16 protein-coding genes are annotated in these 22,033 nt (G+C 69.9%); 4 read left to right on the top strand and 12 right to left on the bottom strand.

Annotation, left to right across the window (positions count from 1 at the left end):
* Positions 1-4: 4 nt before the first annotated feature.
* The 8 genes from TRAD_RS09870 to hflX all read right to left on the bottom strand — a co-directional run bounded on the left by TRAD_RS09870 (position 5) and on the right by hflX (position 9,562).
* Positions 5-646, bottom strand: a complete 642-nt coding sequence (locus tag TRAD_RS09870) for a YciE/YciF ferroxidase family protein (RefSeq protein ID WP_013178472.1) — start codon at positions 644-646, stop codon at positions 5-7.
* A gap of 242 nt (positions 647-888) precedes the next feature.
* The gene (locus TRAD_RS09865; RefSeq protein ID WP_013178471.1) at positions 889-1,320 is read right to left on the bottom strand and encodes a DUF423 domain-containing protein; all 432 of its coding nucleotides are present in this window, start codon (positions 1,318-1,320) and stop codon (positions 889-891) included.
* Between the two features lie 70 nt (positions 1,321-1,390).
* Entirely contained in the window at positions 1,391-2,119 is a 729-nt protein-coding gene (locus TRAD_RS09860) for an ABC transporter ATP-binding protein (protein WP_148221224.1), read from the bottom strand.
* 59 nt (positions 2,120-2,178) lie between these two features.
* Positions 2,179-4,242, bottom strand: coding sequence for a DUF2207 family protein (locus TRAD_RS09855; RefSeq protein WP_013178469.1), 2,064 nt, complete (start codon positions 4,240-4,242; stop codon positions 2,179-2,181).
* Positions 4,243-4,315: 73 nt separating this feature from the next.
* A complete protein-coding gene (locus tag TRAD_RS09850) occupies positions 4,316-5,470 on the bottom strand; it encodes an ABC transporter permease (protein ID WP_013178468.1) in 1,155 nt (384 codons plus the stop codon).
* Positions 5,471-5,566: 96 nt separating this feature from the next.
* Positions 5,567-6,766, bottom strand: a complete 1,200-nt coding sequence (locus tag TRAD_RS09845) for a helix-turn-helix domain-containing protein (RefSeq protein WP_013178467.1) — start codon at positions 6,764-6,766, stop codon at positions 5,567-5,569.
* 14 nt (positions 6,767-6,780) lie between these two features.
* Positions 6,781-7,674 (bottom strand): pseudouridine-5'-phosphate glycosidase, encoded by an 894-nt coding sequence (locus TRAD_RS09840; RefSeq protein WP_013178466.1) that lies wholly within the window; start codon positions 7,672-7,674, stop codon positions 6,781-6,783.
* A 181-nt stretch (positions 7,675-7,855) separates the two neighbouring features.
* A complete protein-coding gene (hflX, locus tag TRAD_RS09835; RefSeq protein WP_013178465.1) occupies positions 7,856-9,562 on the bottom strand; it encodes a GTPase HflX in 1,707 nt (568 codons plus the stop codon).
* Between the two features lie 404 nt (positions 9,563-9,966).
* Between hflX and TRAD_RS09830 the strand changes: the two genes are divergently transcribed.
* The 3 genes from TRAD_RS09830 to TRAD_RS09820 all read left to right on the top strand — a co-directional run bounded on the left by TRAD_RS09830 (position 9,967) and on the right by TRAD_RS09820 (position 13,828).
* Positions 9,967-11,529, top strand: coding sequence for a nicotinate phosphoribosyltransferase (locus tag TRAD_RS09830; RefSeq protein WP_041947235.1), 1,563 nt, complete (start codon positions 9,967-9,969; stop codon positions 11,527-11,529).
* Positions 11,530-11,653: 124 nt separating this feature from the next.
* A complete protein-coding gene (locus TRAD_RS09825; protein WP_013178463.1) occupies positions 11,654-12,829 on the top strand; it encodes a thiolase family protein in 1,176 nt (391 codons plus the stop codon).
* Positions 12,830-12,949: 120 nt separating this feature from the next.
* Entirely contained in the window at positions 12,950-13,828 is an 879-nt protein-coding gene (locus TRAD_RS09820) for a hypothetical protein (protein WP_041947234.1), read from the top strand.
* Here TRAD_RS09820 and TRAD_RS15305 read toward each other — a convergent pair.
* Complete coding sequence (locus TRAD_RS15305; protein ID WP_185095157.1) at positions 13,799-15,760, bottom strand: bifunctional diguanylate cyclase/phosphohydrolase; 1,962 nt, start codon at positions 15,758-15,760, stop codon at positions 13,799-13,801. The two genes, TRAD_RS09820 and TRAD_RS15305, sit on opposite strands and share 30 nt — an antisense overlap.
* Positions 15,761-16,038: 278 nt before the next feature.
* Between TRAD_RS15305 and TRAD_RS09810 the strand changes: the two genes are divergently transcribed.
* Positions 16,039-18,096, top strand: coding sequence for a M3 family metallopeptidase (locus tag TRAD_RS09810; RefSeq protein WP_013178460.1), 2,058 nt, complete (start codon positions 16,039-16,041; stop codon positions 18,094-18,096).
* On the opposite strand, the gene TRAD_RS09805 is transcribed toward TRAD_RS09810, so the two are convergent.
* The 3 genes from TRAD_RS09805 to TRAD_RS09795 form a co-directional block, all read right to left on the bottom strand.
* Positions 18,093-19,160 (bottom strand): LacI family DNA-binding transcriptional regulator, encoded by a 1,068-nt coding sequence (locus TRAD_RS09805; RefSeq protein ID WP_013178459.1) that lies wholly within the window; start codon positions 19,158-19,160, stop codon positions 18,093-18,095. The genes TRAD_RS09810 and TRAD_RS09805 overlap by 4 nt on opposite strands.
* 40 nt (positions 19,161-19,200) lie before the next feature.
* Positions 19,201-20,616 (bottom strand): alpha-glucosidase/alpha-galactosidase, encoded by a 1,416-nt coding sequence (gene melA, locus TRAD_RS09800; protein ID WP_013178458.1) that lies wholly within the window; start codon positions 20,614-20,616, stop codon positions 19,201-19,203.
* Between the two features lie 94 nt (positions 20,617-20,710).
* A complete protein-coding gene (locus TRAD_RS09795; RefSeq protein ID WP_013178457.1) occupies positions 20,711-22,024 on the bottom strand; it encodes an ABC transporter substrate-binding protein in 1,314 nt (437 codons plus the stop codon).
* Between the last annotated feature and the right edge of the window lie 9 nt (positions 22,025-22,033).

The following is a 22,033-nucleotide window of genomic DNA, read 5'->3' as shown; positions in this document are numbered from 1 at the left end:
TGCGTTAGTCTTGGCTCGCGTGGTTGATGATGAGCAGAGTCCCGATGCCGGCGAAGAGCAGCCCGAGCGCGAGGAGCGCGCCGCGCTGGTCGACGTGCGACCCCAGCTCCGCCGCCTTGTGCTTGGCGCCCTCGAGCGAGCTGTACCAAGCCTCGTCTTCGTCACCGGTGCTGTCATCGAGAAAGCTCTGGGTGAGCGTCGCGATCTGCCCCTCGAGCCAACCGGCCATCTCCTCCTCGTCGCGAAGGATCTCCTTGCAGACGCGCGCCGTCTCCTGGTCGCCGAGCTTTTCGGCGGCGGCAATGAGCGACGTGTAGGAGGCGATCTCGAAGTTCTCGGCGGCAAAGTCGCCAAGCGTGTTTTTGATCACAGTGTCTTTGGCCGGCAAGTTGGCGACCCCGCCGACCCTGCCCATCACGGCGCCGACGGCCTCTTTGAGGACCGAGGGGTGGCCGCCGAGGCGTTCGATGCAGCCCTCTAGGATTTCGGCGTGGCGCGCGCTCGCTTCGGCGTGCGCGGTGAGCTTGGCGTGCAGCTCGGGGTACTTCTGTGCGGCGGCGGCGTGCCCCCGCAGGGTCGGTAGGGCGCCGACCTCCATCGCGTGGGCGTCTTTAAGCCAGGAAAGAAGTGCTTGCTGCTGGGTCATCGGTCCCCCTCCAGTGTGTCGCCGTAGTGTCGTCCGGTCTAACCCGGCACGTGCACCCCGATTATGGACAGCGGCTGACCGCGTTACTTGGTGCCGCCTCACGGTTTGGCTAGGGCAGGGAGCACCGGCTGAGCGTTCACCTTTAGGTGGCTCCGGGTGCAACGAGGGGAAACCCCCAGCGGTGGTGGCGGGATTTGGTGGCGGCCAAATCCCGACGTAGCGAATCCCGGTGTAGGAGGTCCCTAGGCGCTCTGATGAGCTCTCACCCAAGCGCCCCTCAGCGACACGAAGAGCAGCGCCCAGCCGACGAGCTGCAGCACACCGCCAATGGGGGCGACGGCGCCAAAGAGCGCGACGCCGCTGAGAGCGAGCACGTAGAGGCTACCGGAGAAGACCACGCTCCCCCAAAAGAGCCACGGGGCCGCACGCCACGTCGGGCGCGGCAGCGCGCCGACGGCGAGCAGCCCGAGCGCGTGGTACATCCCGTAGCGCGCGGCGGTCTGATAGGTCGCAAGGCGCCCTTCGCTTAAAACGCCCTCTAGGGCGTGGGCGCCGAACGCGCCGAGCGCCACGCCGAGGAAGGCGAGCAGCGCGCCGAGCTGCGCGGGGTGCGCGAAGAGCCCAGCGGGTCGTGCGGCGTCTTTCCTGACCGAGAGGTCTGTCGAACGTGTCATCGTTGCTCCTTCCTTCAGTATCCGTGTTTTGGGCCTCGGGTCGCCCTCGCTGGGGTGTGGGCGACCAGGCTTAGGGCGCGCCGACCGGTTGCGCGCGCCGTTTGGTGGGGCGCACGCGCTCCAACACCCCGTCGGCGAGCTCGAGCACGCCGTCGACCTCGTCGACGAGCCTGAGGTCGTGGGTCACCAGGATCACCGTGCGCCCCTCCTGCGCCGCCTCGCGCAGGGCGGCGATCACCACGCGGCCGCTTTTCGAGTCGAGGTTGCCGGTCGGTTCGTCAGCGAAGATGACCGCCGGGTCGTTCGCGAGCGCCCGCGCCACGCTCACGCGCTGCCGTTCGCCGCCCGAGAGCTTGTGCGGCAGGTGATGGGCGCGCCGCTCCAGACCGAAGCGCTTAAGGAGCGCGAGCGCCCGCGCTTTGCGCTCCGCCGCCCCGACGTCGGCGAGCCCCATCGGGAAGGCTACGTTCTGCCAGGCGTTTAACACGGCGACGAGGTTGTACGACTGGAAGACAAACCCGAAGCGCCGCAGCCGGACCTCGGCTCGAGCGTTTTCCGGCAGCGCGCTGATCACCTCCCCGCCGAGCCTGACGGTGCCGCTCGTAGGGGTGTCGAGCCCGGCGAGGAGGTTGAGCAGCGTCGTCTTACCCGACCCCGACGGCCCCATGATGGCGGTGATCTGCCCCGCCGGAAAGGTGTAGGAAAACCCCTGCAGCGCGACCACCTCGCCGCCGGGGTCGGGGTAGGTTTTGCGGAGGTTGCTGGCCGTTAACAGGGCGTCCGTGGGGGCAGCGGGCATACGCTCTAGCATAGCCGCCTCACGGCCTCCAAAACGTGCGGTGCGCGCCGCTCCCACCCCTAGCGGCCCCCCGAGGAGCCGCCCCCACCCCCCCCGCCGCCGCCGCCGACCGACCCCCCCGACGAGGCCGACGCCCCCGCCGCCCTGAGGGCGCTGCCGAGCGACAGGGCGGCGCTGCTGACGCCCGCGAAGCTCTGGCCGCTCATGGCGCCGTGGCCCAACCAGGCCGCGCGGCTCGCGAGCGCCCCTTCGTCGAGGTTGCGTAGCGGCGCGGCGCGCTCGAGGTTGCGCAGGAACCGCTCGGCCACCCCGAGGGCGGCGGCGTAGCAGTAGTAGACGTCCCAGAGCCGGAAAAAGTCGTCGGGGGCGTCTTTCATGCGGGTGTAGTCCGAGAGCGTCCGCCGAAAGCCCTGCCAGCCCAGCGCCTCCGGCGCGACCTCCGCGCGCCACGCAGGTAGCAAGGCGGCGGCGACCAGACTGAGGGCGCCGCAGGCGAGCGCGCACCCGAGGAGGGCGAGCTGCGCCGCGCCGAGGGTGAGCGTCGCCCCGACCCCGCAGAGCGCCGCGCCGAGAACGCCGAGCGCCGCCCACCCCCAGGCGGCGCGCTGGCTCGCGGGCGAGAGGCGCGGCCCACCGAGTTCGGCCGTGAGCCACGCTTTGAGCTCCTCCGACCAGACGCTTAAAAAGTGGGCGAGGTGCTTTTCGGAGTAGCGCCTGAGCTCGCGGAACTCGAGGTGCGCCGGGTCGCCGCGGCGGCTCCTGGCGGCCCGTTTGAGGTAGTCGAGGACGCTCGCCTCAAAGGGCAGGAGCTCGGAGGTGTCTTGCTCGAGGTCGAGGTGCATGTTGAACTGCCGCCCCTTCGAGGCGAACGACCCGAAGCCGCGACGCGCCAGATCCATGATGGTGGCGTGAAAGGCGGCCTGGGTGTTCGGCGCGAGGCGCGACGCGAGGAGCGCGGCGGCGGCCGGGGGGCGCGCCTTGGGCGGTTCGAAGGGGTAGCGCATGCTGGGAGGGTAGCTCGAGCGCCGCTGCCGGCCGAGCGCCCGAAACACCCCGCCGCCGACGCCGAGCGCCGCAAAGAGCCCCAGAAGACCCCATAAGGGGTTTGCGCGCGCTCGTTCGGCGGCGCTCCGCCACCTCAGGGTGTGGGTGGTGAACCCCGCCCCCTCGGCGCTCCGCGCGACGATCGTGACGTCGTTGTCGCCCGGCTCGAGCGCCGTGAGGGCGCACGAAAAGGTCCAGGGCGGGGTAGGGGAGAGGTCGCAGGGGGCGGGTGCGGCGCGGTTGAGGCTGTAGGCGACGGCCGTCACCACGCCCTCGTGCGCGACTGTGCCGGTGAGCGTCACGGCGCCCGCGTCGACGACGCGCGGCGCCTCCGTGAGGTGCACGGTGGGCGCGCCCGGGGTGCCGAGGTTGGCCAGCCTCGCCTCCTCCAAAAGGCGCCCCTCGAGCCCCGGCGTCTGGACCCCCGCGCGCCGCACCGCCGCGTCGAAGAGCGCGGGGTCCATGAGGTAGTGGATCTCGACGCCGTCGCCCGCTGGGACGTGCGCGAACGTCACCGACAGCTCGCTGCGGTCGGGCGAAAGCCGCACGACGGGCGCTTCGGGGTTGTTAAAGCGGTGCACGAAGGCGTCGTAGGGTTCGGCCATCGGGCCGGGGGCGGTGACGGTGAGGGTGTAGCCGTCGACGGGGGGGCGGTCGCGCTCCAGGATCTCCCAGTACCACGCGACGACGTCGCTGTAGGCCTCGAGGGTCCCCTCGAGGCGGTAGGTGAAAAAGACGCGCCGCTCGGCGACCCGCTCGGCTTGGCGTAGGACGACCTCCTGCCCCTCGCCCTCCTCACAGGGCTGCTGCAGGGCCTCGGCCGCCGGGCCGGGGGAGAGGGCGCCCCCCTCGAGCAGCGTCAGGGTCTGCCCGGGGGCGAGCGCGACGCAGATAAACGCTTCGCCGAAGTCGCCGCGGGTGCTTAGCGTGCGCTCGTCGCGGACGATGACCGCGCCGTCTGGTTGCACGGTGACCTGCTGCCGCACGTCCAGCCAGCGAAAGTCTTGCGCGTAGGCGCTCCCGAGCGCCCCGGCGAGGAGCAGCAGGAGCGGCGGGAGATAACGGCGGAAGATGGTCACGGCAGAACCTCACAGAGGGCCCGAAGCCCCGGTGCGAACGCGCCCCGCCCGCTCGATGATACCCCCTGCGCCCCTACTCCCGCGCCATGGCGACCGCGATCGGGATGCGCGCGGCGCGCGCGGCGGGCAGCAGACCCGACAAAAGCCCCATGGCGAAGGCGATGGCGACGGCGAAGAGGCCGAGCCGCAGGGTCAGCGCGGCGACCTCGAGGCCGATGAGGTCGGCTGAGATGGCGTTGACCACCCAGATGCCGAGGCGCCCCAAGAGCACCCCGAAGGCCGCCCCCACGAGGCTTAGAAGCACCGACTCGGCGAGCACCAAGCCGAAGAGAAAGCGCGGTTTGGCGCCGAGCGCGCGCACCACGCCGAACTCGCGGGTACGCTCAAAGACGCTCATCAGCACCGTGTTGGCGACCGCGATGGCGCCGACGATCAGGGCGATCGCCGAGATGCCCAGACGCACGACGTCGCTCACGCGCACCCCGCGCTCGAGCACCTCGAGCACCTCGCCGCGCGTCTGAAACCCGTAGTCCGGGTAGCGCTCGCTCAGCGTCTCGGCGACCTCGGCGGCCCGCGCCGGGTTGGTGAGGCTGACGGCGAGGAGGGTGACGCGGTCGCGAAGGTCAAGCGCCGTCTGCAGACTCGTCAGCGGCAGCACGATGGTGCTGTCGACGAGCCCGCCGCCCGAGCGGGCGATGCCGACGACCTCGAAGCTGGCTTCGGGGTTCAGGCGCAGCGTGTCGCCGAGCGCGATGTCGTTGCGCAGCGCGGCCTGCTCGCCGACGACGGCGACAAAGGCGCCCTCGTCGCTTGCGTCTAACGCCCGCCCCTCAATGACCGTGTAGTCGAAGTAGACGCTGCGGATGTCGATGTCGGTGGGCAGCCCCTGAAAGACGAAGGTGCTCGTCGGTGTAAACCCCGCGCGGGTATAGATAAGAATCGGGACGACGCTCGTGATTCCGAGCTGCGGCGCCTCTGCGCGCAGCTCATCGGCGAGCGTCAGCGGCACTTCGGGGAGCGCAGAGAGCGAGAGCGCGTCGAACTCGTCGGCGCCGACGCGAATGTCCGGCCCCAGACCGCTCAGCTCCTCGGCAAAGATCTGCCGGAGCCCCTCCCCGAGCGACAGGAAGATCACGGTCGAACCGACCGCGACGGCGATCCCGAGCGCCGTCAAAAAGGTGCGCACCGGGCGGAGCCGAAGCGACTGCAGGGCGAGTGACCAGAGCATCAAGCTAGTTTACGCCGACCTTGAGGCGCGCGCCGCGCTGCGGTATACGGTGCTGCGGCATGGCGCCAAACGCGGTGCGCGGGCGCCTCGGGCAGCTCAGGGTGACTCGGCGGGGAATACCCGGCCGACCACGCGGCTCGGCGCGCCGAGCGGTTCGGCGGGGCCGCCGCCGACGGAGACCGCGACGCCCCCCGCGTTGCCGGTAAAGATGAACACCGGCCCCTCGAAGGTCAGGGTTTCGCCCGGTTCGGCGAGGCGGTAGACGAGGCGCTCCCCTTCGCGCCGTGCGCCGCCCGTGTAGACCTCGAGCCACGCCGGCGCGGTGACGTTTATGGTGACGGTGGGCGGGGCCGTTTCCGGCGCTGGCGCCTCCGCCTGGGCGGTTTGCCCGTTGATCGGTTCGCTGAGCTGCCCGTTTGTCTGCGCGTCTGCCTGTGCCGCCGCCTGGGCGTTTGCCGGCGCTGCCGGTTCCTCGGCGACGGGCTCAGCGTCGTTCGCGGGCGCGTCCAGCGCCGCGTCGGCCTCGAGCGGCGCGGCGTTCGGGGTAGGGGCTGAGGTCGCCGGGGTGATCGCTGTAGGGTCTGTGACGGTGGGGCCGGTGGTGGACGGCGCCACGGCGGCCGGGGGGACATCGGTCGGGAGCGCCTCTACCTGGGGCGCCGGAGCCTCCGCAGGTTCCGCGGCTGGTGGCGTGGTCGGGGGTGGCCTCACGGGTACGTCGGCGGTCGCGAGGTCCACCGTACCAGGTGCGGCCGAGGGGCTCCGGGGCGCCTCCATGGGGGCGTTGAGGGTGGCTTGGGGGGCGGGTGTGCCGGCGGGGGGGAAGAGGAGGGTGTTAAAGACCCACAGCGCGGCCCCAAGGGTCGCCGCGATGAGCGCCAGGGTCGCCAACCACCGCCCCAAACGGCCCCACACCGGCCTGGGGGGGCGCGCGTCGTCGCGGGGCAGCTCGAGCTCCGGCGGCGGGGCGTAGACGCCGCGCCGCTCTTGGGCGTAGAGCAGCAGCATCCGCGCCGGGTCGAGGCCGACCGCGCGCGCAAAGAGCCGCAGGGCGTTTTTGCCCTTGGCGTCCTCCGGCAGGCGCCCGTAGTCACCCGCCTCGAGCGCCTCGAGGTAGCTCATGCGCACCCCCGTGATCACCGACACGTCGCGCAGCTCGAGCCCCCTATCTTGGCGCGCTTCGCGCAAGCTCTCGGCGAGGCGGCTCTGCCGCAGCGGCGAACGCGTGGCGCTACCCGCACGCCTACTGGCCCGCGCGGGGCGCCTGAGCGACGCGTCGTGCCCTAGCTCGTTCACCAGCGCTCACCTCCCTAAGGGGTGCTGGCCGGCGCGCGCTGTAGCGCGAGCGCGACCTGCGCCCCGAGCCTGGCGTTCTCCTCTAGAAGGCGTACGTTCACGTCGGTCGCGCGCCCCTCGGAGAGCTCGTCGAAGCGGCGCAGCAAAAAGGGCGTCACGTCCTTTCCCCGCAGACCCGCTGCGGCCGCCTCCCGCTGCGCGCGCCCCAACCAGCCGTCCACCTCCTCGGCCGTCAGGCCCTCCGAGACGGGCTTGGCTACCAGCAAGGCGCCCGGTAGCCCCAGCGCGCGCGCCGCGCGGAAGCGTTCGGCCACCTCCTCGGGCGTGTCGCAGCGCGCGGGGACGGGGAGCGCGGTCTGGGGGACGTGGAACCCCGCGAAGCGGTCGCTGCGGTAGCCGATGACGCTCACCCCGAGGCTCTCGAGCCGCTCCAAGGTCGCCGCCTGGTCGAGGATGGATTTGGCCCCCGCCGAGACGACCACCAAGGGGTAGCGCGCGAGCGCGGCGAGGTCGGCTGACTCGTCGTAGGCGCCGTGCACCCCGCCGATCCCGCCCGTGGCGAAGACCAAGATGCCCGCGCGCGCGGCGAGGTGCAAGGTGGCGGCGACCGTCGTGCCGGCGTCCGCACCCCGCACGGTGAGGTCGGCGAGGTTCCAGAGCGTGGCTTTGGCGGCCGGTGCTTCGGCGAGGTAGGCGAGCTCACCGTCCGAGAGCCCGACGACCACCTCCCCACCTAAAAGCCCAATCGTGGCGGGCACGGCGCCCGCCTCCCGCACGGCGCGCTCCAAAGCTCGCGCGAGCGCTAGGTTCTGCGGGCGGGGCAACCCGTGGGTGATGACGGTGGACTCGAGGGCGACGACCGCTTGCCCCGTAGCAAGCGCGCGCGCAACTGCCGGATGCAACCTCATGCGCCCTACTCTACCGCAGCCCCTTAAGGGGTGTGAAAGGCTGTAAGGGCTACGAGTCTGGTGCCGGTAGCGGAGGCTACGCGCGATCTGGCGCTACCAACCCTACGGGCGCTGCACCCGGCTCGAAAGGCTCTCAACTAGAGGTGGCAACCTACGTGGCGACTTTACGTCTTGGTCGTGACTAGTCGTGAAAGGTCATGCCGTAAGCGCGCCCCGGGTCGTCGGGTAGCGGGACGTGGCGCGGCCCCTCCAGAAGCTGCGCCAGCGACGCTTTGAGCGCGTCTAGTCCAGCGCCGGTAGCAGCGGACACGCCAAGAGCGTTGTAGCGCTTGGCGAGGTCTTTGAGCTCGGCCGGAGCGGCGAGGTCGGCTTTATTCAGCACCACCGTGCGCGGCACCTCGACGCCGAGGTCGTCCAAGATGCGGTTGACGGCTGCCACGCGGTCGGGTGCGCCGGGGGTGGCGGCGTCGACGACGTGGAGCAAGAGCTCGGCGTCGTGCAGCTCCTCTAAGGTGGCCCGGAAGGCGTCGACGAGCTCCTCGGGCAGGTCGCGGATAAAACCGACCGTGTCGGTGTAGAGCACCTTGCCGCCCCACGCGCCCAAGGCCGGCAGCCAGCCCTCGCGGGTCGTCGGGCGCAGGGTGGCAAACAGGCGGTTTTGGCTCAGCACGTCGGCTTTGGCGAGCGCGTTAAAGAGGGTGGATTTGCCCGCGTTCGTGTAGCCGACCAGGGCGATGACCGGTACCTCCGACGCCTTGCGGCCCTTGCGCCCCTCGGCGCGGCGCTGGCTGATCTGGGCGACCTCGGCTTGGAGCGCCGCGATGCGGTCGCGGATGCGGCGGCGGTCGACCTCGAGCTTCGTCTCCCCCGGCCCCCGCGTGCCGATCCCCCCACCGAGGCGGCTCATGGCGCGCCCGCGGCCGGCGAGGCGCGTCACCTGGTACTGCAGCTGCGCGAGTTCGACCTGCACCTGCGCCTCGCGGCCCCGCGCGTTCTGCGCGAAGATGTCCAAGATGAGCTGGGTGCGGTCGACGACCTTGAGCTGCGTCTCCTGGGCGATCTCGCGCGCCTGCGCGGGGTTAAGTTCGCGGTCGAAGATCAAGAGGTCGGCGTCCTCGTGGTACGCCCTGGAGACGAGCTCTTGCAGCTTGCCGCGCCCGATCAGCGTGCGCGGGTCCGGTGCGGCGCGCTGCTGCTTACTCATCACGGCGACCGTCGCACCCGCGCTGCGGGCGAGTTCGGCGAGCTCAGCCAGCCTCGAGTCGCTCTCGAAGGGGCTCTCGCCCGTGTTGAGGCCGACCAAGACGGCGCGCTCTTGCGACGAACGCTTCGTCTCACGCGCGCGCGCGCTCCGGCTCAGCTCCTCCTCGAGGGCTCTGGTGAGCTCCAAAAAGTCGAGCTTTTCGGCGCGCTGCATGCTCATAGGGGGCGAGATGAGCCAGTCTTCCGCCTCGGCGCGGGGCGGCGCGATCTGCGCGAGGTGCACCTGCGTCACCTCGGCGTCGCCGCGCGCGTTCGCCCGCACGTCGACGGCGACCACGGCGTCGAGGCGGTTTAAAAACAGCTTCGAGAGGTCGCCCTGCGACAGGCCACCCCCTTTGAGGTGGGTGTGCACGAGCCGCAACCCGTAAAGCCGCCCCTCGGCCTCGCCGGGCCGTGCGGGGAGCGGCGTGTCGGCAGCGTCGCCGAGCGCCACCGTGACGACGCGCCCGCGCCGGTCGACGAGCACCGAGACGGGTTTGTGAAACTCCAGCGACAGCTCGCCGAGGGCTCGAGCCAACTCCTGTGAGACGACGGCGCTCGGGTCCAGGCGGCGCCGGTAGAGGTTGGAGAGGCGTTTGACCTGCGAGGTTTTTAAACCGGAGAGTTTACCGTGAACTTTGTTGATCGGGTCCTCCTCAGCGTGTAAGGGTGCCCCCTACCTCGGCGCGGGCGCCCAAGGGGTGCATAGGGGCGAGCGCGTGCAGCGGGGTGCGACGCGGGGCGTGGTTAGGTTGTGTGCAAGGGATAGGGCGTGCGAAGGGCACGCGTGTGGGCGTTTGGCGTTCAGCGCCGCACCTCGGGGGCGCTTGGAGAGCTGCACCCGGCCGGGTCACTCATGCGCGCGCCTCAAACGTTGCCAACAGTTCGCCTCACCATGACCGTGCAGCTAGTATAGCGCACGCTGGCCCTAGCCGCCTAGCCTGGCGCGACGGTGCTAGCGCGGCGCCAAGAGACCGCGGCCCTTAGCGGCGCGCCCGGCCGCTCACGTTTCGCTGACGTTGGCGGTAGCGATGTGGCATGCTAGCACGCATGACCTTCGCTCAGCAGCGTCTCGCCGAGGGGTTTCTCTTTACCGACCTCTACCAGCTCACCATGGCGCAGCTCTACTTCCGCACCGGTCTCGCCGAGAAGCGGGCGCAGTTCGACCACTTTTTCCGCGACCTCCCGAACTACGGCGACCACCGGGCGGGTTACTGCGTCAACGCGGGGCTGGGCTGGCTGCTCGACTGGATGAAAGAGGCGCGCGTTCAGGAAGCGGATATCGAAGCGCTCAAGAGCATGAGGGGCCGCACCGGCGAGCGGCTTTTCGGCGACGACTTTCTGGCGTGGCTTAAACGGCATGGCACCTTCGAGTGCCTGACGCTGCGAGCGATCCCCGAGGGGCGGGTGGTGCACCCCGGGGTGCCGCTGACGGTCGTCGAAGGGCCTCTGATCATGGCGCAGATTTTGGAGACGGCCCTCTTGGCGCAGCTCAACTACCAGACGCTCATCGCCACCAAGGCCGCGCGCGTCAAGGAGAGCGCGCGCGGCGGCCTGGTGCTCGAATTTGGCGTTCGCCGCGCGCACGACCGCGGGGCGAACGCGGGCACGCGCGCGGCGCTGATCGGCGGCGCCGATTTCACCTCGAACGCCGGCATCTCGCACGTCTTGGGGTTTCCGCCCAAGGGCACCCACGCGCACTCGATGGTGCAAGCCTTTGTCGCCCTCGGGTTGGGCGAACTGGCGGCCTTTCGCGCCTACGCCGAGACCTACCCCGACGAGTGCGTGCTCTTGGTCGACACCATCGACACGCTGCATAGCGGCATCCCGAACGCCATCACGGTCTTTGAGGAGCTGCGGCGCAAGGGGCACGAACCGGTCGGGGTGCGCCTCGACTCGGGCGACCTCGCGTACCTCAGCATCCAGGCCGCCAAGTTGCTCAACGAGGCGGGGTTTCCAGACGTCGCCATCGTGCTCAGCAGCAACCTCGACGAGCTCGTCATCTGGCAGATCCTGACGCAGATCTCTGAAGAGGCGCCCGCGTACGGCCTCGACCCCGAGGCGATCATCCGCCGCCTCGTCTACGGCGTCGGCACCCGCCTTATTACCTCCGAAGGCGACACCGCGCTGGGCGGGGTGTACAAGCTCGTCTCGCTCCACGACGGCGAAAGGTGGCAGCCGGCGATCAAGCTCTCGGATTCGCGCGACAAGGTGCTCAACCCGGGCGACAAGGGGGCATGGCGCCTCTACGACGCGCGCGGCAACGCCACGGCCGACCTCATCACCCTCGCGGACGAGACGCCCAAGCCGCCCCAAGGGGACGAGCGGCTGCTCCTCCACCACCCCTCGGACCCCTCGAGGCGGCGCACGCTGCGCGCGGGCGAGGTGAGCCGCGTCGAACCCCTGCTGCTGCCGGTACTCGAAGAGGGCCGCTTGGTGCGCGAGCTGCCCGACATCCCGGCGATGCGCGAGCTGCGCACGCGCGACATCGAGGCGCTCAACTCCGGGGTGCGGCGCTTGGTGAACCCGCACATCTACCACGTCTCTTTGAGCGAGCCGCTGTGGACGCTAAAGCAGGAGCTGATCGCGTCGTTGAGCGAGAACGGCCGCTGAGCGCGGTGTACCGGCGGCGCGGGAGGGGGGCGCTAGGGCGCGCGAGCCTCCTGTAGGCTAGAGGCATGAACGAGAACACGCACTACGCGCCCAACCGTTTAGCCGCACCGCTCGAGGTGCGCCGGTGAACGTCGTGCTCGCGTCGGCCGTGCGGACGCCCTTCGGGGCCTTTCAGGGGGCGCTTTCACCCCTTAAAGCGTCGCAGCTAGGGGCGGTCGCTATCCGCGAGGCGGTGAGCCGCGCGGGGCTTGAGGCGAAGGACGTCGACGCCGTCTTTATGGGTAACGTCTTGCCGGCGGGGATGGGGCAGGCGCCCGCGCGGCAGGCGCTGCGGTACGCGGGGCTTGACGACCGCACCCCGGCGGTCACGGTGAGCAAGGTCTGCGGCAGCGGGATGGAGGCGATCATTCAGGCCGCGCGGATGGTCGCCCTGGGTGACGCCGAGATCGTCGTCGCCGGGGGGATGGAGTCGATGAGCAACGCCCCCTTTCTGCTGCCGGGGGCGCGCGCGGGGCTCAGGATGGGTACCCAGCAGCTGCTCGACCACATGGTGCACGACGGCCTCTGGGACGCTTACTACGACAAGCACATGGGTTCGTGCGCCGAGCTGTGCGCCGCCAAGTACAGCTTTTCGCGCGAGGCCCAAGACGCCTTTGCCGAGCGCTCGTACCGGCGGGCGCAGGAGGCGGCCGCGTCGGGGGCGTTCGCGGACGAAATCGTGCCGGTCGAGGTGCCGGGGCGCAAGGGGACGGTGATAGTCGGCGAGGACGAGGAGCCCGCGCGCGTCAAGTTCGACAAGATCGCTTCGCTGCGCCCCGCGTTCGACCCCGCGGGTACGGTCACCGCGGCGAACGCCTCGACGATCAACGACGGCGCGGCGGCGGCGGTGGTGTGCCGCGAGGAGACGGCCCGCGAGCGGGGGCTACCGGTGCTCGCCGTGATCGAGGGCTATAGCGGCCACGCGACCGACCCGGAGTGGTTTACCGTGGCGCCCGTCGGGGCGATGCGGGGGCTTTTCAAAAAGCTAGCGGCGTCCCCGAGCGACTTCGACCTCTTCGAGATCAACGAAGCATTTGCGGTGGTGGTGATGGCCGCACTTCAGGAGCTGGGGCTCTCGCCCGAGCGGGTCAACGTCCACGGCGGCGCGGTCGCCTTGGGTCACCCCATCGGCGCTTCGGGGGCGCGCATCGTGGGGACGCTTGCGCACGCGCTGAGGCGGCGCGGTGGCGGGCGCGGTGTGGCGTCGATCTGCATCGGCGGTGGGGAGGCGCTCGCGCTCGCCCTACGCGTCCCCGCGTGAGCCCTCGCTGAGACCACCGCAGCCGCTCCCGCAGGGGTGCTGCTGAGGTGGGGGGGTGTCGGCGCGCGGAGCTGGCCACGCGTCACCCCGCGCGGGTGCAAAACCCCTATGATGGCCGGTATGCCGCCCCCGCTGCGGCGCCTTCGCACGGGTGCCCTCGTGGCCCTGCTCCTCGGCGTCGACCTCTTCTTTATCGCTGTGCACCTGCGCCTCGCTCCCGGGTACGGGGAGCTGCCCCTGAGCTGGCGGCTCGAGGCCGAAGGGGGGGTGCCGGAGCGGTGGCAGCACCTCAAGCTGCTCGCGCTGACCTTCGCCTCGCTCCGGCTCTTTTACCGCACCCGCTACCGGAGCGCCGCTGCTTGGACGCTCGTCTTCGGGTTTGTGGGCCTCGACGACGCCCTCTCGCTGCACGAGCGCGCGAGCGCCGCGCTGGTCCACGCGTTGCCGCCCCTTCACGGCCTGCGGGCGTGGGACGTCGGTGAGCTGCTCTTCTGGTTGGCGCTGGGGCTACCCCTCGCGGCGGGGCTCGTGGCCGCCTACTACCGGGGCTCGAGCGCCGACAGGGCGCACTGGTGGCAGATGGTTGGGCTCTTCGTCCCCTTCACCCTGTTGGGTGGAGTGCTCGACCTGTTGCACGGTGCGCTGCTCCCACACGCGCTAGGGGGTTTTTGGGCGGCGCACGCTCCGGTGTCGCTGCCGCTGCTCGCCGCGGCGCTCGGGTGGGGGCACGCACCGCCAGCGCTCTTCACCCTGGCGTCCGCCGCGTCGCTGCCCGCGTGGCCGCTTTGGGCCGCCACGTCCGGGGTGGTCGTGGCGGACGCGCTCGAGCTCATCGCCTCGCTCTTGCGGCGCGACGAGCTCCTGACCGTGCTCGAGGACGGTGGTGAGCTGTTGGTCGCCAGCCTGATCCTGTTGCGCACGCTGCGCACGCTCGCGGCACATCGCCCGCTCAAGGCCCGACGCGTCTTCCTAGGGCGGCGCGGCCTCGGGCGTTCTTAGGGGCGCCGTTCGGTGCGCGGGGGGTGCTGCGCGGGGGGTGGTATCGGGGGGGTCGGGCAGCGCGAGAAACGCCCGCACGACCTCCGGGTCAAACTGCCGCCCCGCTTGGGCGAGGAGCTCCCGCCGCGCCGCGGCGGGGCTCCACGCCGGTTTGTAGGGGCGCGCTGAGGTGAGCGCGTCGTAAACGTCGCAGACGGCGAAGATGCGGGCGACCAAGGGGATGGCGCGACCGGCGAGGCCGTCGGGGTAGCCGCCGCCGTCCCAGCGTTCGTGGTGGTGCCGGATGACGTTGAGCACCTCCGGGTGCAGCGTCGGCAGCTTCGAGGCGATGTCGAAGCCCTTGCTGCTATGCAGCTTCATCACCTCCCACTCCTCGGGGGTGAGCTTGCCGGGTTTAAGCAGCACGGCGTCGGGTACGGCGAGCTTGCCGATGTCGTGCAAGTAGGCGCCGAAGCGGAGCGCCTCGGTGAGCTCGGCGGGGAGGCCGAGCGCCCGCGCGAGCCGCTCGGCCCCCTCTACGACGCGCTGCGTGTGCCCCGCCGTCTCGAGGTCGCGCGCTTCGAGCGCCACCCCGAGCGCGAGCAGCCCCCCCTCGAGGGTCGCGCGCACCTCGCCGAGCACGCGCCGGTGCTCGAGGGCGTGCCCGAGCCGCAGCGCCACCCCCTCGAGCACGCTCCGCGCCGCCGGGGTGATCGCTTTCCAGGTGCTCAACATCACCAGGCTAAAGACCCCGACGATCGCGCCGCGGTCGCGTACGGGGACGCTGATGAGGCTTTTGACGCCCGCCGCGACGTATTCGGGGAGCGCCAGGGGGCTGCTCGGGTAGTCGCTCTCCCACACCGCGGCGCCGCGCTGCAGCACCTGGCCGCTCACCCCGCGGCCCTTATGCAGGGTGTGCAGCTGCCCGTTCCGGGGCAGCTCTTCAGCGCGGTAGCCGTCGGCGGCGCGCAGCTCGAACGCCTCGCCGCGGCGCTCGAAGTAGAGCGCCGTGTCGAAGCCGAGCAGCGTGCGCGCGGTCGCGAGCCCCACGCCGATCACCTCTTCGGGGCGCTCGAGGTGCAAGATGCGCGCGGCGAAGGCCTCGGCGCCGAAGGCGACGCGCTCCCCGGTGAGGCGCAGCTGCTCTTGCTGCTGCGCCTCTTTCTGCTCGTACATGCGGGCGTCGGCGAGCGCGACGGCGCGGCCCAAGGGTTCGCCGCTACGGGTCTCGACCCAACCGGCGGCGAAGGGGTGGGGGCCGGTGTGGCGCTGCAGCACCCCTTCGACCTTGAGGAGGCGGGCGCGCGTCTCCTGCGCGGTGCAGTGCGGCAGCAGGGCGACGAACTCGTCGCCGCCCCAGCGCCCGAGGAGGGCTCTAGGCAGGTGTGCCTGTAGGGTCTGCGCCACGAGGCGCAGGTGCGCGTCCCCTTCGCTGTGCCCGCCGAGGTCGTTGAGCCTTTTCAGGCCGTTGAGGTCGAGCATCATCACCGTAAGGGGGGTTTTGGGGGGGAGCGCCGCGTAGTGGTGTTCAATCCCGCGGCGGTTGAAAAGCCCAGTGAGCGGGTCGCGCTCGGCCGCGTCGCGCGCCCGCTGCTGCGCGCGCTGCACGCTCCTGACGCTCGCCGCGAGGTGCGCGAGGAGGCCGCAGGTGACCAGCGACATAAAGAGGAGCTCCAACCAGTCGCTCGCTTCGTGTGGCGCTAAAAGGTCGAAGAGCGCCTCGAACGCGCTCCAGAAGGTGAGGCCGAGGGTGGTGACGCGCAGCGCAAAACCGACCTCTTCGGGGAGCGCGCCGCGCAGGGAAAACGACAAGCCGAACATCACCAGGGGGGGGAGCGCGAGGGCGAAGCGCAGCGCCACTAGGGGGGTAAACCCATCCGCCGTACGCTCGTAGAGCGCGGCGTACGCCCAAAACAGGGGCCCCAAAACGAGGAGCACGGCCCCAATTGCCAACGCACCTTCCAACCAATTAAAAAGCGCCCGCTTGGGTGGCGTGGCTGCGTTCATGAAGCACAAGCTACCGGAACGGCTCTCACAGCTTTCTTACGCGCTGCTCGCGTCCCGCTAGGCGCGAGTGCTCTCGCTGCGCCGCGCCTACTTGGTTTGTAGCGCCGCGCTTGGGGCGCCGTACTCGCGGCACCTTACTCGTAATACCGTGGAGCTCTTTGGGCGCCGTGGTAAGGTGACAGGAGTTGCCTCGCGATCTACGCCGCCTTGTCAGAGGAGTTCCCATGAACCCACTTCTTTCGCGGGAGCCGCGCGTTCCCTTTTCAGCGATTCGCCCCGACCACGTCGAACCAGCTTTGGATACGGCCCTCGCGGAGGCCCAGACGGCCTTAGAGGCGCTCGTCACGGCTTCCGGGCCGCGCACCTTCGACACCATCTTGGCGCTCGACGCGCTGACCGAGCGCTTAAGTCGGCCCATGGGGTTGGTGGCGCACCTCGTCTCGGTCCAAGATTCGCCCGAGCTGCGAGCCGCGTATAACGCGGTGCTGCCGCGCTACACGGCCTTTTTAACGGGCCTGCCGCTGCACGAAGGGCTCTGGCGGGCCGTGAAAGAGGCAGCCGAGAGCCCCCAGGCCGCGCGCCTAGAGGGGGTGGCGCGGCGGCACCTCGAGAAGACTCTGCAGGAGTTTCGGCGCGCCGGGGCGGAGTTGAGCGGCGCCGACAAGGCCCGCCTCGAGGCGATCAACGTCGAGCTGTCGCAGCTCGGGGCGAAGTTCTCCGAGAACACCCTCGACGCCACCAACGCCTTCGAGCTCCTCCTGACCGACGAGGCCGACCTCGCTGGGTTGCCCGCCTCGGCGCTCGAGCGCGCCCGCTCGAGCGCCGAGGCCAAAGGGCTCTCGGGGTGGCGCTTTACGCTGCAGGCGCCCTCGTACGTCCCCTTTATGACCTACGCGGAGAACCGGGCGTTGCGCGAGACGATGTACCGCGCCTACACGAGCCGCGCCAGCGGGGGGGCGTTCGACAACCGCGAGGTGATCGGGCGCATCTTGGCGCTGCGGCGCGAGCGCGCCCAGCTGCTCGGCTACCCCGACCACGCCGACTACGCGCTCGAGCCGCGCATGGTGGGGAGTGGCGCGCGCGCGCTGGCCTTCGTTACGGAGCTCACCGAGCGCACCCGCCCCCACTGGCAGCGCGAGGTCGCGGAGCTGAGCGCTTTCGCCGCGGCCCTGGGGCTCGGTGAGCTGCAACCCTGGGACGTCGCGTTTGTCACCGAGCGGCTGCGGCGCGAGCGCTACGCCTTCGACGAGGAGGCGCTGCGCCCCTTTTTCCCGCTCGAGGGGGTGCTCGCCGGGCTTTTCGAGCTCACCGAAACGCTCTTCGGCGTGCGCGTGACGCGCCGCGACAACCCCGAGGTCTGGCACCCCGACGTCGCCTACTACGACCTCCACGACCTTTCGGGGACGCACCTGGGGTCGTTCTATACGGACTGGTTCCCGCGCGAGGACAAACGCAGCGGCGCCTGGATGAACCCGCTCATCACGGGGGGGCCGACGGCAGGGGGGTTTGACCCGCACGTCGCGCTGATTGCCGCCAACTTCTCGCCGCCCGAGGGGGGGCGCCCCGCGCTGCTGACACACAGCGAGGTGCAGACCACCTTTCACGAGTTCGGTCACCTGCTCCACCACTGCTTGAGCCGCGTCTCGGTGCGCGCGCGCGCCGGTACAAACGTCGCCTGGGACTTTGTGGAGCTGCCGAGCCAGATCATGGAGAACTGGTGCTGGGAGCGTCCCGCCTTGGACCTCTTCGCCCGCCACGTGGACACGGGCGAGAGGCTCCCCGAGGAGCTCTTTAACAAGCTGCGGGCCGCGCGCACCTTTGCGGGGGCGAACGCGCAGATGCGCCAGCTCTCCTATGGCGCCGTCGATTTGGCGCTGCACATCACCTACGACCCGGCCTCGGGCGACCCCGTGGGGTTCGCCCAGCGCGTGATGGCGCCCTTTGCTATCCGCCCCGAGTTCGCCCACAACAGCTTCCTCACCGCCTTTACGCACATCTTCGCGGGGGGTTACGCCGCCGGTTACTACTCGTACAAGTGGGCCGAGGTGCTGGACGCGGACGCCTTCTCCCGCTTTCAGCGCGAGGGGCTCTTTAATCCGGAGACGGGGCGCGCCTTCGTCGAGGCCATCTTGTCGCGCGGCGACAGCGCCCCCCCCGAGGTGCTCTTTCGCGAGTTCATGGGGCGTGACCCCGACCCCGAGGCGCTCTTGCGGCGCAATTTGGGTCTGGGGGAGACGGCGGTGCGTCCAAGCGACGAGGTCACGCCGTCAGAGGTCGCTTAGCGCCTCGGGGGCGACGCGGCGCCGCACGACGCGCGCACCACGAGCTCGAGCTCAAAGTCGACCTGGGTGCGCTCCGGGCGCTCGCCGCGGATCAAGCTGACGAGCATCTCCCCGGCGAGCCGACCGTGTTCGAGCGCCGGGGAGCGCACGGTCGTGAGCGGCGGCGCCGCGAAGGCGGCCAGCGGGATGTCGTCGTAACCGACGACGGCAACGTCTTCGGGGATCCTGAGGCCGCGTTCCCGAAGCGCCGCCATCGCGCCCAGCGCCACGGTGTCGTTCGAGGCGAAGAGCGCGGTGAAGCCCGCTCCGGCCTCCAAAAGCGACGCCATCGCCGAAAAGCCGCTCTCGGCGCTGTAGTCGCCCTCGCGCACGAGCGCCCCCTCGAAGGGGAGACCGGCCGCTTCGAGCGCGCGCCGGTAGCCCTCGAAGCGCTCCTCGGCGCCCCGGTACTCGAGCCCCCCGTACGAGATGTGGGCGATGCGGGTGTGCCCCAGAGCGATGAGGTGCGTTACCGCCCGCCGCGCGCCGAGGGTGTTGTCGCGGCTCGAGACCGTGCACACCTCCGGTATCTCAGAGGCGCCCATGATGACCAACGGGAACCCCTCGCGCGCGAGCTCCGAGAGCTGCGCGTCGCCCCGCCGCGGGTTGAGCACCACCAAGCCGTCGACCTGTTTGGCCCGCACGAGCTCGAGGTACGCCCCCGGCCGCGGCTCCTCGACCGCCTCGACGATCACCTTAAAGCCGTAGCGCTGACTGACCTGGTTGAGGCCAAAAAGCGCCTGCGGGATAAAGGCGTCGACCCTTAAGTGTTCGGCGTGGCAGATTAAAAGCCCCAGGGTCCGCGTGCGGCCGCTCGCCAAGGTGCGCCCGGCTGCCGAGGGCACGTAGCCGAGCGCCCGCGCCGCCTCGAGCACGCGCTGCTGCGTCGCCTGGCTGATGTTGGCTTTGGGCACCCCGTTTAACACCAAAGACACCGTGCTCCGCGACACGCCCGCGAGCTCGGCGACCTCAAAGCTCGTCGGGCGTTTTGCCGGGCGCTTCGTCGGAGGGGGTTGCTTAGCCACCTAAGGGTTAGTTTACGCCTAGCGCGGGCGTAGCGGGTGGCTACAGGGCGAGCTCGCGTCGGTGCGGGGGGCGAAACGCCTCCGGCACCCAGTCGCCGTGCGCCGCCAAGAGGTCATCGACGAGGTCGTGAATCTCCTCCAAGCTGAGTTCGGCCGCCGTGTGCGGGTCAAACATCGCCGCGTGGTAGAGGTGCTCTTTGCGCCCCGTCAAGATGGCCTCGACGGTGAGCGCCTGCACGTTCACGTTGGTCTGCATCAGCGCGGCGAGCTGCGGCGGCAGCGCGCCCACCTTGGTCGGCTGCACCCCGTTGCCGTCGACCAGACAGGGTACCTCGACGCAGCACTCGGGGAGGTTGTCGATAAGCCCACGGTTCATCACGTTGCCGTAGACCACGCGCGGCTCCCCCGTTTCACACGAGTGGATGATCAAAGAGCCGTACTCCGGCGAGCGCTTGATGGTGAGCAGCTGCTCGGTGAGCCTCGCCTCGTCGCGTACCGAGCCGTCCGTGGGGGTGTGGTCGGTGTGCTCGCTCGCGGTGTCCTCGACCCGGAACCGGGTCGCGGGGTCCTCGAGAAGCGCGCGCATGCGCTCCCAGCTGGCGATCTGAAACTCGCAGCGCCGCAGGTACTCGTCGATGGGGATGTTAAACGCCTCGACGAGTTCCGGGTGGCTGCGTTTGATAAACCACGGCACGTACTCCGAAAAGTGCTCGCTGGACTCCGTGACGAAGTACCCGAGCCGCCGCAGCATCTCGTAGCGCACGCGGTTGGTCTCGGGCACCCGCCCCTCGTCGACGATCCGCCGGAGCGCCGGGTAGAGGTCCTCGCCGCGGCGCTCGAAGGTGAGGTAAAAGGCCACGTGGTTAATGCCCGCGACGCGGTAGGTGATCTCACCTACCGGCACGCCGAGGTCGCGCGCGAGCTCGCCCGCCGTGTGCGGCACGCTGTGGCAGAGGCCGACGGTGCGGACGCTCGAGGCGCGGCTTAGCGCCCAGCAGTTGATCGCCATCGGGTTGACGTAGTTGAGGTGCAGTACCTCCGGGCAGAGCCGCTCCATGTCGCGCGCCATCGCCAAAAGCACGGGGACGGTGCGCAGCGCCCGCATGATGCCGCCGATACCGAGCGTGTCGCCGATGGTCTGCTGCAGACCGTACTTTTTGGGGATCTCGAAGTCGATGAGCGTCGCGGGTTTGTACCCGCCGACCTGGATCATGTTGAGCGCGTAATCGGCGCCGTCGAGCGCCCGCTCACGGTCGGTGGTGGCGAGGATGCGGGGTTTGGCGCCGAGCGCGTCGGCGACTTTGTGCGCGACGACCTCCGAGGTCTTTAGGCGCTGGGCGTCGATGTCAAAAAGCGCGATCTCGGCGCCCGCGAGCTCGGGAAAGCTCAGGATGTCGCCGAGGAGGTTTTTGGCGAACACGGTGCTGCCGGCACCGATAAAGGTGATTTTGGTCACGAGGCTCCTAAGACGGCGCGCCCCTGGAGGGGCGTACGTGGGGGGCGTATGTGGACTGTGCTGCCCTGGAGCAGCACAGCGCGTCACCTATACTTTACTGGAACAGCGCGTTGATCTCCGCGTTGGCTTGGGTCAGGGTCTGTTCGACGTCGGCGTTTTGGATAAAGATGCTCTGCAGCGCGTTGGTGAGAATCGAGGTGACCCGGGCGTAGTTGTCGGTGATGGGGAAGAGGAAGGTCGCGCCCTCTTCGGCCGCGAGGTCGGTAAAGGGGGTGACGTCGACGCCGCGCGCCTCCCAGGTTTCAATAGCCGCGTCGACCCCCGACTGAATGGCGGGGAAGACCACCCCGGCGGCGCCGACGAGGTTCTGGCACTCGGCCGAACCCAGGAACTTCACCCACTCCCAGGCCTCGTCTTGGTGTTGGCTGCCGACCCAGATGGAGTCCGCCAGCCCGTTAAACATGCTTTTGCGCCCTTCGGGGCCGATGGGGAGCGGGGCGATGCCGACCTCAAAGGGCGAGTTGTTGATGTACTGACCGATCATCCACGAGCCGTCGGTGACCATCGCGCCCTGACCGGCGGCGAAGAGCGCGTTCGCCCCGATGCCCGCGACGTCCGACACGAGCGGCGACAGCCGGCGGTTGTTGACCACGTCCTGCAGCCAGCTGATGGTCTCGATGAACTCGGGGGCGTCGTAGTAGTACTCGTTCCCCCAGATCTCGTTGACGGCCGTCCAGCCGTTCGAGGCCGCGAAGTGGCTCCACTCGGTCTGCCCGCCGCCACCCCCCTCGCCGGGGAGGATAAAGCCGTACTGCCGCACGTTGTTGGGGTTGAAGTCGGGCGACAGCGCGTTGTTGCCGTTAGCGTCGAGCGTGAGCTGCGCCGCGACCTCCTGAAAGGTGCCGCCGTCCTCGGGGTTCCAGGTCCAGTCCTCCATCACCGCGGGGTCGATCCCCGCTTCCTCAAGCATGGCGACGTTGTAGAACACGGCGACGGTGTCCCAATCTTTGGGGAGCCCGTAGCGGGCGCCGTCGCGCGTCCAGAGCTCCGCTAGGTCGCCGATATACTGCTCCGTATCGACACCGTCGCGCTCGACCAAGGGTTGCAGGTCCACGAGCTGATTGTTGGCGACGAACTCGGGGTAGCGCGAGAGGTGATTCGTAAACACGTCCGGCGCGGTCCCCGCGACGAAGCCGGTGGTGAGGTTCGTCCAGTAGTCGTCCCAGCCGAGCTGTTCGATGGCGATCTGAATGTCGGGGTTCTGCTCGCTAAAAGCGTCCGCGCACTGCTGGTAGGCGGGGAGTTGGTTGGCGTCCCAAAGGGTGTAGCGGATGGTGGTCTGGGCGAGCGCGGTGCCGGTGATGGCGCTAAGGGCGCTTAAAAGGGCGAGGCGGTGAAGCTGGCTCATCGGTTCTCC

This window comes from Truepera radiovictrix DSM 17093 (genome assembly GCF_000092425.1).
GTDB classification, from domain to species: Bacteria; Deinococcota; Deinococci; order Deinococcales; family Trueperaceae; genus Truepera; species Truepera radiovictrix.
The sequence above is the reverse complement of the archived record's forward strand: the minus strand, read 5'-3'. Positions and strand labels throughout refer to the sequence as shown.

Bases quoted from the DNA above. Each gene is read 5' to 3' on its own strand.
- TRAD_RS09870 (WP_013178472.1), bottom strand. From the start codon at position 646: ATGACCCAGCAGCAAGCACTTCTTTCCTGGCTTAAAGACGCCCACGCG.
- TRAD_RS09865 (WP_013178471.1), bottom strand. From the start codon at position 1,320: ATGACACGTTCGACAGACCTCTCGGTCAGGAAAGACGCCGCACGACCC.
- TRAD_RS09860 (WP_148221224.1), bottom strand. From the start codon at position 2,119: ATGCCCGCTGCCCCCACGGACGCCCTGTTAACGGCCAGCAACCTCCGC.
- TRAD_RS09850 (WP_013178468.1), bottom strand. From the start codon at position 5,470: ATGCTCTGGTCACTCGCCCTGCAGTCGCTTCGGCTCCGCCCGGTGCGC.
- TRAD_RS09840 (WP_013178466.1), bottom strand. From the start codon at position 7,674: ATGAGGTTGCATCCGGCAGTTGCGCGCGCGCTTGCTACGGGGCAAGCG.
- TRAD_RS09830 (WP_041947235.1), top strand. From the start codon at position 9,967: ATGACCTTCGCTCAGCAGCGTCTCGCCGAGGGGTTTCTCTTTACCGAC.
- TRAD_RS09820 (WP_041947234.1), top strand. From the start codon at position 12,950: ATGCCGCCCCCGCTGCGGCGCCTTCGCACGGGTGCCCTCGTGGCCCTG.
- TRAD_RS09810 (WP_013178460.1), top strand. From the start codon at position 16,039: ATGAACCCACTTCTTTCGCGGGAGCCGCGCGTTCCCTTTTCAGCGATT.
- TRAD_RS09795 (WP_013178457.1), bottom strand. From the start codon at position 22,024: ATGAGCCAGCTTCACCGCCTCGCCCTTTTAAGCGCCCTTAGCGCCATC.